Origin of the sequence: Aurantimonas sp. DM33-3 (genome assembly GCF_014334315.1) — a bacterium.
GTDB classification, from domain to species: Bacteria; Pseudomonadota; Alphaproteobacteria; order Rhizobiales; family Rhizobiaceae; genus Aurantimonas; species Aurantimonas coralicida.
Genome location: NZ_JACSGS010000001.1, coordinates 18,445 through 33,718 on the forward strand (window position 1 = coordinate 18,445; position 15,274 = coordinate 33,718).

Below are 15,274 nucleotides of genomic sequence, written 5' to 3' on the forward strand. Positions count from 1 at the left end.
GCTCACCTTCGGGTTCCGGTACGACCATCATTATTATATTTCGAAAACCCAATGACGATAAGCTTCTGCAAATTCAGGAAAAACGACAGAGTATGTGTGTAACTATCCGCAAAGGACGACGTATTTCCGATGCCTCGCAGACAGAACCGTGCCCGCAGACGATTTCGCCCTGGAAACCAGGCGCCATGCCGCCTCGGCGAACTGACAGACGCCGCGGAATTCCGCCAGATCACATTCCGTACCCCGCGGCCCGTACATTATCTCGAGCGACTGCGCTATGTCGGGGAGCAGCCTCCGACCAAGACCGTTCAGGTTCTGCTCGAAGCGCTTCTTGCGGTGGCCATCGATGCGGATCGCTCGATGCGTCCTGCGTCGCACTTGGTTCCGTCGCGGGCAATTCTCGCCGTGTTAGGCAGGTCAGCCCGGAGAGGGGAGCTCGAGGTGGCCGTTGAGTCGCTGGGAGCAATGGTTCTTTCTATCGTCGACCTGAAGGAGAGGGAGGCATTTCGTCCGAAAGCTTTCAGGGCTTACGAAGATCGGCAGGGCAATCTCGTCAGCCGTAAACGCCGTCCATGGCGGCGGCGCCTGCCGTCGCCCACGGTGGGTTTTCTTCCGTTCGATTCTCTCGAACTGGTCGGATCCGATATACGGTTTCAGGTTTCAGAGGTTCTGCGGCGAGCGCTGTCTGGCCAGCATCAGTATGGTTATCTCGATCTCGTCGCCATCTCGAATTTTCGCTCGATCTATACACTCCCACTGTACCGCCTGATCGTATCTCGAACGCGGGAGATGCGGACGAAGGTGCCCGACGGGACAGGTGTTTCCGTATCATTTCGAATTGAAGATCTAGCTGAAAACGCTTCATACAGGCGTCAGGGGGGCGGGTTCGCAGCCCAGATCAAACGAACCGTTATCGACGCCGCGATGCGGGATTTTTCCCGGCCGCGGCGTCCTGGGGAAGAACGCGACGAGCCAAACTTGCCGATTAGCGTCCGTACGGTCGGCGATTTTGCCGCATTCTTCGTTCAGATCGAGTTGCCGTCGGTCGAACGCCTACCATTCTTGCGTCGCCAGACATACGATTCCGGATCAGTGCGGCGGGTTTCGCCAAGAGACGATCCCCGGTTCCAGATCCCTGTCGGCGTCCTTCTGAAAATTGAAAGGCAATACAATGTCGTCGACAGTTGTGCGGCGAACGCCTGGCTGATCGCGTTGCATGAAATGGAGACGAAGTCGGATTTTACCGGAAATGCCAGAAAACGGAGGCTGCGCGGGTACGGGCTCCGGAAGGCATTGGAATCCCAGCCCCTCCGGCAAGTCCTTTATGAGTTCCTCGTAGAGGAGGCGATCAGGCCGGATTTGCTCGATACCGAAAAAGCGAACCATCTCTCCGTTCAGAACGCTCGGGATGCGGCGGAATTCAGATACCGCGTCCATGCGGTGGGGCTGGACGAAGCTACGGTCGAAAGAGAAGCCAAGGCCGACGCTCTTCGTAGGCAAGTTGTTTTGATGGAGCGCGGCAGGATCCGAATGCGTGATGCTCTTCCGTCACTACCGTCGGACATGACCTTGGCGGAGGTCGAGTATGAAGTGGCTGTGCGATGCACGGGCTGCAACCGGATCGACTATCCCGGCGGAATGGAAGCCGAAATATTTCCCCAAAGGACTGTGCGCGAGTCGTTGAGCTTCTGGCAAGAGGTAAGAGGTTGTGAGGCTGACTGCAACCTCTACGCCGTTCGAATTGATAAAAACCGGAGGTATGTCGACGAAAAGGGAAGTTCAGCAGTTCCTGGCCGCTGAAAATTTAGGCCAGAGCAATTCTCATTGTTAGTGTCTAGGCCTATCCGTCGGGGGTGTGACCATCGTCTAGCACTACTTTGGCACTTTAGTTTCACTTGGTTTTGTCAAGAGTCTATCGCAGTGTGGGCACCGCAACGGTGCAGGTGGTGGCGAGCGAGCGAAGTGGTCAAGCATGGAAATGCTCTATGAGGGCGACCTGCCTTCCCACGACCGCATGCGGCTCTACGACGACAATCTGAGCTAATACTGGTGGATGACCGACCCCATGTCGAACTCGATGCGCTTGTGGCGGGTCGGCAGTTGCCGGCACCGAACATCTGATACCGGCCCGCTCATGAACTGACCGCTTTAATGTACGGGTAGTTGCAGAGGGACCGGATGCGGCTTGGATCTCTGGTGGCGCGGTTCCAGGCATCGCAGCAAGCGTCGATGATGGCTTGCCTGTCGCGGAAGACGCACAGGCTGAGGGAGGTCTCGCGCAGATTGAGCCAAAGTATAAAATGGATAAGATCCCTGATCCCGTCAGGACATCCGATGCAGATCTCACTATGCCGCTTAAATAACTGTTTGTATTAATCGACGCATGGGTATGGTTTAATTCTGCATATCCCTGGTTTGGCGATGAAATCAACGATTCCGGAGAAAATCTTAAGAGCACTCGCACGCCGATTGTCGCGCTTCGTCCATTTCCTGTCCATCAGTATCAGCCGTCGTTGTCGCGGCTCAGCGCTTGGGCCGTGACCTTGCCCTTCGGAGTCAGCTCGTAAAGGCCGCGCTGCTTCTCGACCCGCGTGACATAGCCGCGGCGTTCCAGCTCGCCCACCCTCGCATACGCGGTTTGCTTGGGAATTCCCAGTTTGCTGACGATTTCGCCCAGCATGCCGCGACCGCCCAGATTGGCAAGAGCAACGAGGGTGGCGGCCTTGGGCACGGTCATCCCTGGCTCTGATTCCAGGATCGACCGCTTGTCGAATTCGGACCGCCCCAGAACGTCCTTGACGCAGATCGAGATCAGCTCGTCACGGGGGATGGACGCATGGGTCTCCCGGCGGGTCTCGTAGAGATCGAGGACGTCGCGCGTCAGGTAGACTAGAGCGTTGACCATCTGAGGGTGCATGGGGAGGCTCCTTCGGGACTGTCCATGGCCGCTATCGTCTGCGGCCTCACCCGTCCGCCTATACCATGTACGAATACTTGGAAAGGGACTCTTGACGGATCAGTCGCCGATCCGTAGGCGAAAAAGTAGCTCCGAATGGTACTTGAAGACGCACCCGGCAACGAAGGAACTGCACGTGCTCCGCAAGTACCTTATCGAATTCGGCCAGAAGGACCTTCTCGTCGCCGCTCCGCAGGCCCCGTTTCTCTGTGAAAGATTATCACCCACCTCGCCACCGTGGACAAAACGTCCCAGGTAAGCGCCACCCAGGCGTTCCACTTCATCCAACAGGAAGGTCAGAGGTGGCTCGGCCAATCTGCACAGCGGGCTGAGTGGATTGTCTGCCTGAAGGCGGCCAGGATGACCGTGATCAGGAGAGACGATGACAAAGAGACCCAGGCGGAACCACAACCCGGCCTTCAAGGCGAAGGTGGCGCTCGCTGCGGTGCGCGGCGAGAAGACACTTGCCGAGCTGGCACAGCAGTTTGATGTGCATCCCAATCAGATTACGCAGTGGCGTTCCCAGCTCCTGGAAGGTGCCGCCGGTGTCTTTGGGCCGGAAGCGGCTGCGATTGCCGCGGCGCCGACGGTCGACGTGAAGACGCTGCATGCCAAGATCGGGGAGCTGACGCTGGCGAACGATTTTATGGAATGGCTCGCCCCTTTCCCTCGGCGCATGATTGCGTCGTCGATCAGGATGGCACGAAGGCAAGCTTATGAATGAGATCAGGGTCCTTGGTATCGATCTTGGAAAGGACATTTGCAGCGTCGTCGGTCTGGACGAAACCGGAAAAGTGCTGCTGCGGCGCCGGATGCGTCGGGACAACGTGCTGAAGCTGGCGGATAGAATGCCGGACTGCGTGATGGCGATGGAAGCCTGTTGTGGAGCCCATCATCTCGGTCGACAGCTTCGCGAGCAGGGCCACGATGTACGGCTGATGTCGCCGGAATATGTTCGTCCTTACGTGAAGGCGCAGAAAAATGACGATCGGGATGCAGAGGCGATAGCGGAAGCCGCGACCCGCCCCACGATGCGCTTCGTCGATTTGAAGAGCGACGAGCAGCTCGATATGCAAATTCTGCATCGGGCCCGGGATCGTCTCGTCGGCGAGCGCACGACGCTGATCAACCAGCTTCGGGCGATCCTGCTCGAGCGAGGGATTGTGATTGCGAAAGGGCGAAGCACGCTGGAGCGCCAGCTTGACCAACTCCTCGCGGGCGAAATGGCGATTAGCCGCCGGATCCGGGAGCTGATCGAAGATATGCGGGACGAGTGGCGCGCCCTCGATGACCGGATCGGCGCCCTCGATACGGAGTTCGCGGACCTCGCCCGCACGGATGGGTCGATGAAGCTGCTGTCGACAATCCCGGGGATCGGTCCTTTGAACGCGACCGCCTTCGTAGCCTCGGTCGGAAAGGCCGAGACGTTTAATCGTGGCCGCGATCTTGCGGCGTGGCTCGGTCTTGTTCCTCGACAGATGACGACCGGAGGAAAGCCGCGGCTCCTGGGGATCACCAAACGCGGCAACGGGTACCTCCGGCGGATGCTGATACACGGAGCGCGAGCGGCCCTGCCGTCGCTGTCCAAGGGCAAGACACTGATGGGCGAGTCGCTGCGGGGATTGCTGTCGCGAGCGCACAAGAACACGGCCATCGTCGCGTTGGCCGCCAAGATGGCAAGGATCATCTGGGCGGTATTGAGAACCGGGCGGCCCTTCGACCTGAAGGCGATCCCGTCGGCCGCATAATCGAGTTCGGCTGGAGGGGAGACTTTCTGGCCAGCGTTGTCTGCGAGTGGACTGAAAAGATGGCCTGACAGTCGAACGGTGTGCCGAGATCCTGATCCAAAAAATGGCGTCTGACGCCGACGATTTTATGAGGACCGGTACGCGCGGAAGCTCCATCTTGGCCGGGGCCAATCCCCGAGACCGGATACGTTGGCGCAGACTGAAGAGCCGGAAAAGAAATTCCTTGCAGTCGGGGCGAGCCATACGTTTTGGAAGGCGCGCTCGACAAGGTCGGACTGTTGCCGAGCGCAAAACGATGATCGACCGGTCGCACGATCTGCCGATCGCCCGGCGGGCACGTGAACTCGGGATCAGCCGGGGGAGCGTCTACTACCTGCCGCGTTCGGTTCCCCCTGCCGACCTCGCGTTGATGCGGCGGATCGACGAGCTGCATCTGGAATATCCATTTGCCGGGAGCCGGATGCTACGCGACCTCCTCGCCGGGGAAGGCATTGTCGTCGGCCGCCTTCATGTCGCGACGCTGATGAAGCGACTGGCGATCGAGGCGATCTACCGCAGGCCGAACACCTCGAAACCAGCGCCGGGCCGCAAGATCTATCCCTATTTCCTGCGCAGGCTGCAAGTGACGAGGGCCAATCAGGTCTGGGCGATGGACATCACCTACATCCCGATGGCCCGCGGCTTTGTCTATCTTGCCGCCGTCGTCGACTGGTTCAGCCGGCGGGTGCTGAGCTGGCGGCTGTCCATCACGATGCAAGCTGACTTCTGCATCGAGGCTGTAGAGGAGGCCATAGGCTGGTTCGGCAAGCCCGAGATCTTCAATACGGATCAAGGTTCGCAGTTCACCAGCATCGACTTCACGAAGGTCCTGATGGCCGAGGGCATCAAGATCAGCATGGACGGCAGAGGCGCCTGGCGCGACAACGTCTTCGTTGAGCGGCTCTGGAAGTCCGTGAAATACGAGGAGGTCTACCTCCGGGCCTATGAGACCGTCAGCCATGCCCGGGCATCGATCGGCAGATACCTGAAATTTTACAACGGACGACGCCCGCATTCGAGCTTGGGGCGGAGAACACCGGACCACGCCTACTTCAACCGGCCGCTTCTCGCAGCGGCCTAAACCCGGCAGGCAATCCACTTACCAGGCCGATGAGCCTGTTCAGACAAACCGAGCCACCTCTGTCTGCGGTGATGGACAGGGACTGCCTCGCCGTTACGCCCGAGGGGCGCCGGGTCCAGGCCACGGTTACGCCGTTCGTACGCCGCTACGGCGAGAAAGATAAAAGCGCTAAAGCGGCGACCATGGCCGCTCAGTCGGCATCGGCCACAGTCATTTCGCCCCGCCAGCTCGCGGTCCTGGCCGATCGGCCTATTACGTCAGTCTACACGAGCCTGTCGGACAGCAAGACTAGCGGTCACGGCGAGTGGCACATCACCCGCCGGCCGTCTGCGGTACGGGCACGGAACCAAGGGCCAGGTAGGGTCGTGGGCTCGCGTAATCGACGAGGCGGACCCGAAAGATCGGTTTGGCGAGCGGTTCCGGAAGATGGAGAAGGCGGCGCAGGCCCGGGGGCTTGGCGGATTTCGACCGCGGGCAGATCGAGTGGCACATTCTGGGCCACATGACCGAGGCGGTCTTGCCCATGTCGCCGTTGTCGATCCTGCGCCCAGGCCAGACCGACCGCATCGCGGTCGTGGCCGCAGATCTATTCGAAGTGACGCCGCTCTGTGTAGCGCGACAATCTGGATGAGAATACGTGTTCTCACCCTGATTGTCGCGCCGCAGCTCTGACTGCATATGTCTGCACATGGGAAAAAGGGGGGGGGCTTCGGCCCCCTTTTTATGTCTACGCCGTAGACACATTATGAGGTACGGCGTGTGTCAGACTAACGGGGCAGTGGGGCACTTTCAGACCAGCTTGTGTGCATATCAATGCATGCTGACCCTGCAACCAGGCCATCCGGCGACGGACCATGCCGACCACCTCCCTCCGGCGGTATCCCTGCGCCACCATCGTCGCGATCGCCAGCTCGAGAGCGTCTTCCACGGGGACGACGAGGTGGCCGTCCTGCTTCAGCATCGTGCGCCCGATCGCCCCCAGGATCGTCCGGTCCACAACCCGGGCCTCGGGCTTGGCCGCGCCTTCGCGCTCTTTACGCCAGTCCTTAGTATAGCTCCGCTTGGCCTGCGCCCGCGCTCTCTTGCGATCTCTGGAAGAAGTCAGGGCGGTCGATGTTGGCACGCTGTTCATCATTTCTTAGCGCCTCTATGATCTGGTCTCTCTTCCCCGCGGCAACGGCCGCATTCAGGTACGGAGACCTCTGATGGCTTATCCCGTCGCTTTCGCCCATGCTGGCGCCGCAATCAGCGTGATGGCTTTTAATTCGGCTGTTGACGTGGGCATCGATCGCTATCTCCAGCGCCGCGCCGAAATGGATCTTCACGACGTCTATGCCCGTGAACGCGCCCGACGGATCGCCGCCGAGCGCGCCCTCGCCGAGGCCGACCGTCAGCTCGCCGCAGCCAAGCGCATCTTGCGCATGGTGGCGATCTCTTCATAGGCCCGGCGCTCGACCTCGTCCGGGTCTGGATCGTCATGGCCCATCGCCGCCATCCTCCGCATCACACGGCGCATGATCGCTTGCATGTCGTGCCGTTCGTTCTCGACGTTCGCGGCCTCAGCCAGGCGGACGGCGCGGCAGCTCGGGCGCTCAAGACCCGGCATGGCCTCTTCCGAACCCTGCGCCCAGTTGTAGACGGCCATCGGGTCCGCCTCGGCGACGCGCAGGAGATCGGGATAGTCAGCCCCCATGATCCAAGCCTTGTCGTGCTCGGTCAACAGGTCGCCGAACAGAGGGATGCCGCCGTCGAGGCGTGCCCGGCAGGCGCGGACGAAGGTGTGGCCCTCGTGGCAGTTGCGGAACGTCGCGGCGAGATGCCGAGATTCCTGCGAGACCGGGTCGTTGTCGTTGAATGCCGTATAGTCGGGTTCGTCGAACGTGTCGGCAGCGACGACAGGGCGCCAGCCGACAACGACGCCGTCGATGACGAGGGCGACACGGTGAGCGGCACGGCGTATCGCCGAGACCGTCCGTTTCAGAAGGGATTGCAGGGCTTTCAACATGGCAGTCTCCATGGGCATGCGGCTCTCCGGCCGGCAGAACGCACGCTAGCAACGGAGGCTGAAAGTTCGTAAAGAATATGAAAATGTTAATGGGACGGTAAATGGCGGAGGAAAGGGAAAGCGGACACGGTGTCAGTCTCACAAATCAGCGAACCCACTGAAGTAACCGGGAAGGGCGCAGGAAGAGCGCCGCAAGCCACCACTGTCCCGAATCAATCGAAACGGGACTGGACACACGAGTGAGCCATATTTACTGTAAAGATGATCGGCTGCTGTGAGAGTTGTCGGCGTGCGTCGGATCGAAGGTCCGGACAAAAGGGGAATGACAATGTTTCAGTTGATTGTCGGGGTCATTGACCTCGGTTCGCCAGACGAGCGGCACGTTGTGCATGTCGAGATGAAAGGTGCCGACACGGCCTTGATCGAGGCGACGTCGCGTCTGATGATTTACGCGTCTGATACGCTGTACGACTGCGAGCTGCACCTTCTCGCCGACGGTGGGATTGCCGGCGGCCACATCGCCAGTGACAGCTACCTTCCTCCTATGCGGAGCGAAGCCGACGTCGATTGCACGGCGGGCTGGCTTGCCTCATTTTACCCGGACCGGCCGTCGCGGGACGGTCACGCCGCACTGTTGCAGGAGATGGAAGGAGGTCGCGCGTGAGCCGTCTTCCTGCCGCTCCTAGGACTCCCGAACAGATCGCGAAGGTCCGGGAACTGTCCCCTACGCATTCCGCTTCGCGGATCTCCGAACAGCTACAGTCGCTGCCCCCCGGGCTCACCCGTAACGCTGTCATCGGCCTCTGGGACCGCCTTGATATTCGGGTTATCCGCCCCTCGGCCCCACGGCGCAAGCCGCGGGACACGGAGGAGGAGAGGGCGCGCCGCCAGATGGCTATCGACCGCCGTCGGGAAGGGGCCCGTCGCCGCTACGCCGAGAAGCGCCGCAAGCCCGAGGTCCGGGACGCCGCCGGCGCAGCAGAGCGCAAGGAAGCCGCGGCGTACCGCAAGACCAAGCGGGATATCTTGGGCGAAGGCCGAGTCGTCGACATTTGGACTACCCTGTTCGGGACCCGAGGCGGGGTCCGTCTCGCCGACAACAAGACCGGCTGCCGTTGGCCGGTCAGGGAATGTGGCGCCGCTCTGTACGTGTGCGGCTGCCCGATGGCTGGGAAGGTCTACTGCACGTCGCATGCCGCGGCCTCGGTTTCGAGGCCCGCATGATGCAGACGTCTGCACAAGCGCCTATCCCCCTCCCGCAAGCTGCGCGTCTCCCGGAGCTGGGGGGCGTGTTCACCCCCCGTCAATTGAGATCGGCTATCCAGGCCGGCCTCCTACCGGCAGAGAAACATGGCCGCAGCTACTACGTCACGCGGGAAGGCATCGTGGAATGGAGGCGTCGATGCCTCGTCAACGTAAGCCCGCCCGAATCGAACTGGAGAAGGCCCGATACCGGGACGGAAAGCTCCATCAGTCCGCTGTCTGGGTCATCCGCGACGGATCGACGAAACGCAGCACTGGCTGCAGCCCTGATGACGTTGCCGGAGCCCAAGAGGCGCTCCGGGTCTATCTCGGCGAACAGCACGCGAAACTGAAACCCGAGAAAGGCGCGCCGGCGAGCGAGGTCATGATCGCCGACGCGCTGCGCCTCTACTGGGAGCGCAAGGGTGACGGCCCAAAAGCCGTCGCCAACCCCACCGAACTGGCGGGCCGCATCCGCAAGCTCTTGGAATTTTGGGGCACGATGACCGCCGCCGAAATTCGTGACATCACATGCGAAGAATATGCCGAGAAGCGCGGATCCCAGTCCGCCGCCAGGCGTGAACTCCAAGACCTCAAGGCGGCGATCCGTCTTCATACGCGGCGCGGCTTCTTGCGTGAATACGTGGCGATTACGTTGCCCGAGAAAGAGGAGGCGCGCGTCGATTGGCTGACCCGGTCGGAAGTGGCCAAGCTTCTTCGGTACTGCTGGACGGCCCGCGAGATTCAGAAAGGGGCGCCGACGCAGAAGCGGCACCTGCGGCACCTCATCCCCTATATTCTGACGGGGGTCTACACGGGGTCACGATCGGCCCGCATATACCAAGCGAGTTTCGACTATGACGAGACTCGGCCACATGTCGATCTCGACGAGGGCATCTATTATCGCAAACCGGCGGTCGAGAAGGCGACGAAGAAACGGGCAGGCGCCGTTCGCATTCCGGACCGCCTTTTGGCGCATATGACGCGATGGCGGCGCGACCACTACCGTCTCGATCAGAAGGGCAATTACGTCATGGGGCCTCCCGCCCGGTTCTTAGTGGAGTACCGAGGGCGTCCCGTGAACCCACGCAAAGCGATGTCGAACGCCCTGGTCGCGGTCTTTGGCCCTGCGCATCCGTTCGTCGCTCACACCATGCGCCATACCTGCGCTACCTGGATGCTGAAGGACAAGGTGTCGGTCAATGACGTGGCCGCCTACCTGTCGATGACTCGCGAAATGGTCGAGTGGGTCTATGGTCATCATCACCCCGACAGCCACAGAGCTGCGGGCAACGCTTTCCAAAAAAGCCGTCATGGTTCCCCGACAGTTTCCCGACGTTTTGAAGGCCAAAAGGGAGTCTAAAGGGCGTCAACGGGGCGTCAAAATGACCGGAAATGCGGGAAAAGCAGGCTGGTGAGAGTCGTTCGGGACGAGGGGGTCGCAGGTTCGAATCCTGCCACTCCGACCAGCATTTCTCCGAAGACGATACCCGTCTTCGTCGAGCGCACGATTTCCCGATCATTCTCTCAGACGTTTAGTCGCTGTTCTGCGGCGTGCGCGGAAGCTGCCGGCGCAGGCGTTTCGCGCCTTTGCCCCGCGATGGCCGGGGTCACGCAGGCGGGCTCCGTCCTCTCTCGACGCCTATACATCGCGAAAAGCGCATGTATGAATGCGGTCAACGGGTTTGACGGGAGGACGCCATGATCACGCGACGCAATCTGATGGTTGGCGGGGCCGCCCTGGCCGGCGCGATCGCGGCCGGGGGTACGGTCCGCGCGGCATCGCCGGGCGATCCGCTGGCGACACTCAGCGATGGCCATCTGGAACTGCCGGCGTCGTTTCTCCTGTCCGGCCTGCCGGACGAGGATCGGCGGCAGCTCGGTCTTCCGGCGACGGGCGAGGAGACGGTGCTTACGCCGCCCTGCAATCTGACCCTTTACCGCAGCGGCGAACGTCTGGTGCTGTTCGATGCCGGTTCCGGCCCGAACTTCATGCCGAGCGCCGGCCGCCTGCCGGACAGTCTCGACGCGGCGGGCATCGACCCCGGAGCGATCACCGACGTCATCTTCACCCACGCCCATCCCGATCACATCTGGGGCGTCCTCGACGATTTCGACGAGATCGCCTTTCCCGAGGCGGCCTTTCATGTCTGCCGCACCGAATGGGATTTCTGGCGCTCCGAGGCGGCGCTGACCGGACTGCCGGAAGAGCGGCAGAACTTCGTCGTCGGGGCGCGCAGCCGCTTCGATGCCATCGAAGAGAGAACCACGCTGTTCGATGCCGGCTCCGAGCCGGTTGCCGGCGTCGAGGCCATGGCGGCCTTCGGGCACACGCCGGGCCATTGCGCCTTCGTGCTGCACGGCCTCGATGCGCCGGCGATGGTGGTCGGTGACGCCATCTCCAACGATCCGGTCTCCTTCGCGCGGCCGGATCTGCCATGGGGCGCCGACCAGGACCCCGAGATGGGCGCTGCGACCCGCCGCCGTCTGCTCGACCGCCTGGCGGCCGACAGGCTGCGCTTCGTCGGCTTCCACCTGCCGCAGGGCGGGCTGGGCCGTGTCGAGGCGGACGGAACCGCCTATCGCTTCGTGCCGGGCGCCTGAGCTATTCGGCCGGCCGCCGTTCGATGCCGCGGAAGGCGTGGCGGATCGAGCCTTCGAGGATGTAGGCGAGGCCCAGCCGCGCGCCGATGGCGATCGAGATCAGCACGATCGGCGCCGAGATGGTGAGCAGCGAGGCGGCCGAGATGCCCTGGCCGATCGTGCAGCCCAGCGAGAACACGCCGCCGACCCCCATCAGCATGGCGCCGACGAGGTGCCGCGACAGCTCGCGGGCGTCGTCGCAGGCTTCCCAGCGCACATCGCCGCGACGCCAGGCGGCAAGCGCCGCGCCGACCACCACGCCGAGAACCAGCCCGACGCCGTAATCGGGCAGGGCGCCGGTATAGGCGACGATCTGCAGGATCAGGTCGCCGGGCGGCACCACGAAGGAGGCGCTCTCGACCTGCACCGGCGCGAAGGATCGGGTGGCGACCCATGTCGTCGCCAGCCAGCCGAAGGTGACGGCCGCGCCGATGGCGGTGCCGGCGAGGATCTTGCCGCGGTCGCTGCGGAAACTGGCGGAGCGGAAAACCCAGGTGCCGAGCGCCGCGACGACGGCGAGGGTCATCAGCCATCTGAGGTCGCGGCCGGCAAGCGCGCTGGCGACGGCGCCGAGGGTCTGGTCGGGCGCCCCGAGCCGGGTCAGGTCGTAGGCCTGCGAATCGACGAGGGCGACGCGGCCGAGCGCCAAGACGCCGCGTTGGGCGGCGAGAGCCGACAGGCCGAGCACGATGATGACCACCAGCCCGCGCAGCGAGCCGCCGCCGAGCCGCACCAGCGCGCCGAAGCCGCAGGTGCCGACCAGTGCCATGCCGACACCGAAGGCGAGGCCGCCGAGGATGGCCCCGGTCCAGCCGAAGGCTGGGGTGAGATAGAAGCTCTGCTCCGGGGCGAACTGGCCGGCAAGGACGAGAAGCTGGGTGAGCACGATCGCCACGAGAATGGCGAGGCCCCAGGCGCGCAGGCCGTTGTCGTCGCCGGCGTACCAGCGCCGTTCCAGAGCGGAGAGAGTGCAGAAGTGATGTCTGCGGGCGACATAGCCCATCGCCGTGCCGGCGAGCAGTCCCGCCAGCGGCAGCGCAAGGCCGCTTTCCACCAGCATGTCGGTGCCTCCCGAGCGCCCGAGGGGCGCATCCATCTGCGAGCCTATGCCCGGCCCGCAGCGCTTACAAGCCGATCGCCGTCGTACCCGGCGGGCTACTCACCCGCCGAAGACGCTCAGCGCGGCGCGTCCGGCGCGCCTCTGACGGGCGCGCAGAACAATTCGTACAGCGTCCCGATCAGCGACGTGACCTCCTCGCTGGCGAGGCTGTAATAGACCGTGCGCCCCTCGCGCCGCGTTTTGACCAGCCGGTCGAAGCGCAGCCGGGCGAGCTGCTGCGACACCGCCGCCTGGGGCATCGACAGGATCGACTCGATGTCGCCGACGGAGCGCTCTTTCTCCGACAACAGGCACAGGATGACGAGCCGCGTTTCGTGCGACATCGCCTTCAGGAGATCGCTCGCCTTGCGGGCCTGGGCGAAGAAGGCCTCGGTCTCTTCCGGAGAGGTCGAGGGATCGAATTTGGGAACGGCCCAGTTGGTCAGATTGCTCAAGTCACTCGCTCGGTCGGGTCGGTGCGCGCGAAGCCGCGGTCCTGGCCGGCAGGTCGGCCAGCATGTCGTCGAGAAGGCCCCAGAAGAAGTCTTCGCCGGGATAGCCGCGCAGCCGCGCGATCTCACGGTCATTGTCGACCAGAATGAAGGTCGGTGTCACCCGCTCCGGTGCAATATGCTGCAGATCGTCCGGCCACGGCTCGCTGACGTCGACCCGGCGCAGCGGTGCGGTGCGGCCGGCCTCGGTTTTCGGATAGGCCGGCGCGATCTCGGCGTCGAAACGCGCGCACCAGATGCAGCCGGGCCGTTCCAGCATCAGGAGTTCGGCGGCGAGGGACGGGCTTGCGGTCACACCCAGCAGCGTCCATGCGAAAAGCGCGGCCACGATCGACCGTCCGAATCGCCCAACGGCGCGGCGCGGGCGCCCGGTCGATGGAATTGCAATAGATGATAACATATGCATTCTTCTATCTAATGGCCGGATCCCGCCGGAGCAAGCCGGCGACCGTTGCCGGCCTCAGATAAGTTCGCAATCGGAAACGTCCAAATGCTCGATGTCGGCTATGGCGCCGCACTGCTGGCGGGGCTTCTCAGCTTCGTCTCGCCCTGCGTGTTGCCGATCGTTCCGCCCTATCTCGCCTATCTGGCCGGGCTGAGCTTCGACCAGGTTCGCGAACGCGGCACCGAACCGGCCGTGGCACGGCAGATCATGCTGGCCTCGCTGGCCTTCGTGGCGGGTTTCACCACGGTCTTCGTCGCGCTCGGCGCTACGGCGAGCCTGGTCGGGCAGGTGATCGCCCAGTGGTTCGATGTCCTGTCGGTCGTTGCGGGCATCATCATCATCATCATGGGCCTGCACTTTCTCGGCGTCTTCCGGCTGTCGCTGCTCTATCGTGAGGCGCGGGTGAACGTCGCCCAGAAGCCCGCCGGGCCGCTCGGCGCCTATGTCATCGGCCTCGCCTTCGCCTTCGGCTGGACGCCTTGCGTCGGGCCGGTGCTGGCGGCAATCCTCTTCGTCGCCGGGTCGCAGGACACCGCGCTGCGCGGCGCCGGGCTGCTGGCCACCTATTCCATCGGGATCGGCGTGCCGTTCCTGCTGGCCGCCGCCTTCGCCACAAGGTTCCTGGCCTTTGCGGCTCGGATGCGCCGGCACATGGCGACGGTCGAGAAGATCATGGGCGGCGCGCTGGTCTTCACCGGCATCCTGTTCGTCACCGGACAGATGGCCACCATCTCCTACTGGCTGCTGGAGACCTTTCCGGTCTTCGCGACGATCGGCTAGAAGGAAGCCGGCCGCCCCGTGGGCGGCGGGCACATGCAGGGCGGGGCCCCAGTCGGTCGCGCCAGGGATGATCGCACGTCGAGGAGGACGATATGGCACGGATCTTCATGCTGTCGCTGGTGGCGTTTCTGGCCGCCATGACGCTGTCTCACGCCGCCGAGATCGGCGACGATGGCCTGCACAAGCAGCCCTGGTTCTCACTGTCGTTCCGCGACGTCGCCGAGGACATCGAGACCGCCCGCGAGGAGGGCAAGCGCCTCGCCATCGTCTTCGAGCAGCGCGGCTGCATCTATTGCCGCAAGATGCACGAGGAGGTGCTGTCCGATCCGCAGGTGCGCGACTACATCACGGCGAATTTCAACGTGGTGCAGTACAACATGTTCGGCGACGAGGAGGTCACCGATCTGGACGGATCGTCGCTGTCGGAGAAGACTGCGGCCCGGCGCTGGAGCGTCGTTTTCACCCCGACCATCCTGTTCATGCCGGAAATTGCGCCGGAGGACGGAACCGTCGGGGAGGCGGCTGTCGCGACCATGCCCGGCGCCTTCGGCAAGTCGACGTTCCTGCATATGTTCCAGTGGGTTCGCGAGAAGGGCTACGAGGGCGACGAGCACTTCCAGAAATACCATGCGCGCAAGCTGGCGGCCGACGGCGGGGCGATGGAAACGACCGAATGACTTGCTGCAGCGCAGCAAGATTATTGCACTGCTACAATACATTCGAA

The 15,274-nt window shown here is 63.0% G+C and carries 16 protein-coding genes and 2 pseudogenes; 12 read left to right on the plus strand and 6 right to left on the minus strand.

What is annotated here, in order from left to right; genetic code table 11:
* The first annotated feature begins 129 nt into the window (after positions 1-129).
* Positions 130-1,800: a hypothetical protein gene (locus tag H9Q09_RS00115; RefSeq protein ID WP_187389406.1), complete on the plus strand. Its 1,671-nt coding sequence runs from the start codon at positions 130-132 to the stop codon at positions 1,798-1,800.
* A gap of 703 nt (positions 1,801-2,503) precedes the next feature.
* Here H9Q09_RS00115 and H9Q09_RS00120 read toward each other — a convergent pair.
* Entirely contained in the window at positions 2,504-2,917 is a 414-nt protein-coding gene (locus tag H9Q09_RS00120; protein ID WP_187389407.1) for a MarR family transcriptional regulator, read from the minus strand.
* 421 nt (positions 2,918-3,338) lie between these two features.
* Here H9Q09_RS00120 and H9Q09_RS00125 point away from each other — a divergent pair.
* The 4 genes and pseudogenes from H9Q09_RS00125 to H9Q09_RS00140 form a co-directional block, all read left to right on the plus strand.
* A pseudogene (locus H9Q09_RS00125) lies at positions 3,339-3,602 on the plus strand (transposase); the annotation flags it as partial.
* A 70-nt stretch (positions 3,603-3,672) separates the two neighbouring features.
* Positions 3,673-4,704 carry an IS110 family transposase gene (locus H9Q09_RS00130; protein WP_187389408.1) on the plus strand — a complete coding sequence of 344 codons (1,032 nt, stop codon included), beginning with the start codon at positions 3,673-3,675 and terminating at the stop codon, positions 4,702-4,704.
* A gap of 247 nt (positions 4,705-4,951) precedes the next feature.
* Positions 4,952-5,824: pseudogene (locus H9Q09_RS00135) on the plus strand (IS3 family transposase); the annotation flags it as partial.
* Between the two features lie 454 nt (positions 5,825-6,278).
* Entirely contained in the window at positions 6,279-6,455 is a 177-nt protein-coding gene (locus H9Q09_RS00140) for a hypothetical protein (protein ID WP_187389409.1), read from the plus strand.
* Between the two features lie 96 nt (positions 6,456-6,551).
* On the opposite strand, the gene H9Q09_RS00145 is transcribed toward H9Q09_RS00140, so the two are convergent.
* Positions 6,552-6,959 carry a hypothetical protein gene (locus tag H9Q09_RS00145; protein WP_187389410.1) on the minus strand — a complete coding sequence of 136 codons (408 nt, stop codon included), beginning with the start codon at positions 6,957-6,959 and terminating at the stop codon, positions 6,552-6,554.
* A gap of 70 nt (positions 6,960-7,029) precedes the next feature.
* On the opposite strand from H9Q09_RS00145, the gene H9Q09_RS00150 reads away from it, so the two are divergent.
* Positions 7,030-7,266 carry a hypothetical protein gene (locus tag H9Q09_RS00150; protein WP_187389411.1) on the plus strand — a complete coding sequence of 79 codons (237 nt, stop codon included), beginning with the start codon at positions 7,030-7,032 and terminating at the stop codon, positions 7,264-7,266.
* Here the strand turns inward: H9Q09_RS00150 and H9Q09_RS00155 are convergent.
* Positions 7,215-7,829 (minus strand): hypothetical protein, encoded by a 615-nt coding sequence (locus H9Q09_RS00155; RefSeq protein ID WP_187389412.1) that lies wholly within the window; start codon positions 7,827-7,829, stop codon positions 7,215-7,217. The genes H9Q09_RS00150 and H9Q09_RS00155 overlap by 52 nt on opposite strands.
* Before the next feature lie 328 nt (positions 7,830-8,157).
* Between H9Q09_RS00155 and H9Q09_RS00160 the strand changes: the two genes are divergently transcribed.
* From H9Q09_RS00160 to H9Q09_RS00175, 4 genes are all read left to right on the plus strand, one after another.
* The gene (locus H9Q09_RS00160; protein ID WP_187389413.1) at positions 8,158-8,493 is read left to right on the plus strand and encodes a hypothetical protein; all 336 of its coding nucleotides are present in this window, start codon (positions 8,158-8,160) and stop codon (positions 8,491-8,493) included.
* Positions 8,490-9,053, plus strand: coding sequence for a hypothetical protein (locus tag H9Q09_RS00165; RefSeq protein ID WP_187389414.1), 564 nt, complete (start codon positions 8,490-8,492; stop codon positions 9,051-9,053). The genes H9Q09_RS00160 and H9Q09_RS00165 overlap by 4 nt, the downstream gene beginning before the upstream one ends.
* Before the next feature lie 166 nt (positions 9,054-9,219).
* A complete protein-coding gene (locus tag H9Q09_RS00170) occupies positions 9,220-10,434 on the plus strand; it encodes a tyrosine-type recombinase/integrase (protein ID WP_187389415.1) in 1,215 nt (404 codons plus the stop codon).
* A 338-nt stretch (positions 10,435-10,772) separates the two neighbouring features.
* Positions 10,773-11,675: an MBL fold metallo-hydrolase gene (locus H9Q09_RS00175; protein WP_187389416.1), complete on the plus strand. Its 903-nt coding sequence runs from the start codon at positions 10,773-10,775 to the stop codon at positions 11,673-11,675.
* Position 11,676: 1 nt separating this feature from the next.
* On the opposite strand, the gene H9Q09_RS00180 is transcribed toward H9Q09_RS00175, so the two are convergent.
* From H9Q09_RS00180 to H9Q09_RS00190, 3 genes are all read right to left on the minus strand, one after another.
* The gene (locus H9Q09_RS00180) at positions 11,677-12,810 is read right to left on the minus strand and encodes a YeeE/YedE family protein (protein WP_210315162.1); all 1,134 of its coding nucleotides are present in this window, start codon (positions 12,808-12,810) and stop codon (positions 11,677-11,679) included.
* An 80-nt stretch (positions 12,811-12,890) separates the two neighbouring features.
* Positions 12,891-13,268, minus strand: a complete 378-nt coding sequence (locus H9Q09_RS00185) for a metalloregulator ArsR/SmtB family transcription factor (protein ID WP_024351131.1) — start codon at positions 13,266-13,268, stop codon at positions 12,891-12,893.
* Between the two features lies 1 nt (position 13,269).
* The gene (locus tag H9Q09_RS00190) at positions 13,270-13,584 is read right to left on the minus strand and encodes a thioredoxin family protein (protein WP_228240432.1); all 315 of its coding nucleotides are present in this window, start codon (positions 13,582-13,584) and stop codon (positions 13,270-13,272) included.
* Positions 13,585-13,815: 231 nt separating this feature from the next.
* Between H9Q09_RS00190 and H9Q09_RS00195 the strand changes: the two genes are divergently transcribed.
* A complete protein-coding gene (locus H9Q09_RS00195) occupies positions 13,816-14,550 on the plus strand; it encodes a cytochrome c biogenesis protein CcdA (RefSeq protein WP_024351133.1) in 735 nt (244 codons plus the stop codon).
* 92 nt (positions 14,551-14,642) lie between these two features.
* A complete protein-coding gene (locus H9Q09_RS00200; protein WP_187389417.1) occupies positions 14,643-15,227 on the plus strand; it encodes a thioredoxin family protein in 585 nt (194 codons plus the stop codon).
* The last annotated feature ends 47 nt before the right edge of the window (positions 15,228-15,274 follow it).

What these genes read in the sequence shown, in the direction of transcription:
- H9Q09_RS00115 (WP_187389406.1), top strand. Translation starts at nt 130, where the DNA reads ATGCCTCGCAGACAGAACCGTGCCCGCAGACGATTTCGCCCTGGAAAC.
- H9Q09_RS00155 (WP_187389412.1), bottom strand. Translation starts at nt 7,829, where the DNA reads ATGTTGAAAGCCCTGCAATCCCTTCTGAAACGGACGGTCTCGGCGATA.
- H9Q09_RS00145 (WP_187389410.1), bottom strand. Translation starts at nt 6,959, where the DNA reads ATGATGAACAGCGTGCCAACATCGACCGCCCTGACTTCTTCCAGAGAT.
- H9Q09_RS00130 (WP_187389408.1), top strand. Translation starts at nt 3,673, where the DNA reads ATGAATGAGATCAGGGTCCTTGGTATCGATCTTGGAAAGGACATTTGC.
- H9Q09_RS00120 (WP_187389407.1), bottom strand. Translation starts at nt 2,917, where the DNA reads ATGCACCCTCAGATGGTCAACGCTCTAGTCTACCTGACGCGCGACGTC.
- H9Q09_RS00175 (WP_187389416.1), top strand. Translation starts at nt 10,773, where the DNA reads ATGATCACGCGACGCAATCTGATGGTTGGCGGGGCCGCCCTGGCCGGC.
- H9Q09_RS00200 (WP_187389417.1), top strand. Translation starts at nt 14,643, where the DNA reads ATGGCACGGATCTTCATGCTGTCGCTGGTGGCGTTTCTGGCCGCCATG.
- H9Q09_RS00150 (WP_187389411.1), top strand. Translation starts at nt 7,030, where the DNA reads ATGGCTTATCCCGTCGCTTTCGCCCATGCTGGCGCCGCAATCAGCGTG.
- H9Q09_RS00180 (WP_210315162.1), bottom strand. Translation starts at nt 12,810, where the DNA reads ATGGATGCGCCCCTCGGGCGCTCGGGAGGCACCGACATGCTGGTGGAA.
- H9Q09_RS00160 (WP_187389413.1), top strand. Translation starts at nt 8,158, where the DNA reads ATGTTTCAGTTGATTGTCGGGGTCATTGACCTCGGTTCGCCAGACGAG.
- H9Q09_RS00190 (WP_228240432.1), bottom strand. Translation starts at nt 13,584, where the DNA reads ATGCTGGAACGGCCCGGCTGCATCTGGTGCGCGCGTTTCGACGCCGAG.
- H9Q09_RS00170 (WP_187389415.1), top strand. Translation starts at nt 9,220, where the DNA reads ATGGAGGCGTCGATGCCTCGTCAACGTAAGCCCGCCCGAATCGAACTG.
- H9Q09_RS00195 (WP_024351133.1), top strand. Translation starts at nt 13,816, where the DNA reads ATGCTCGATGTCGGCTATGGCGCCGCACTGCTGGCGGGGCTTCTCAGC.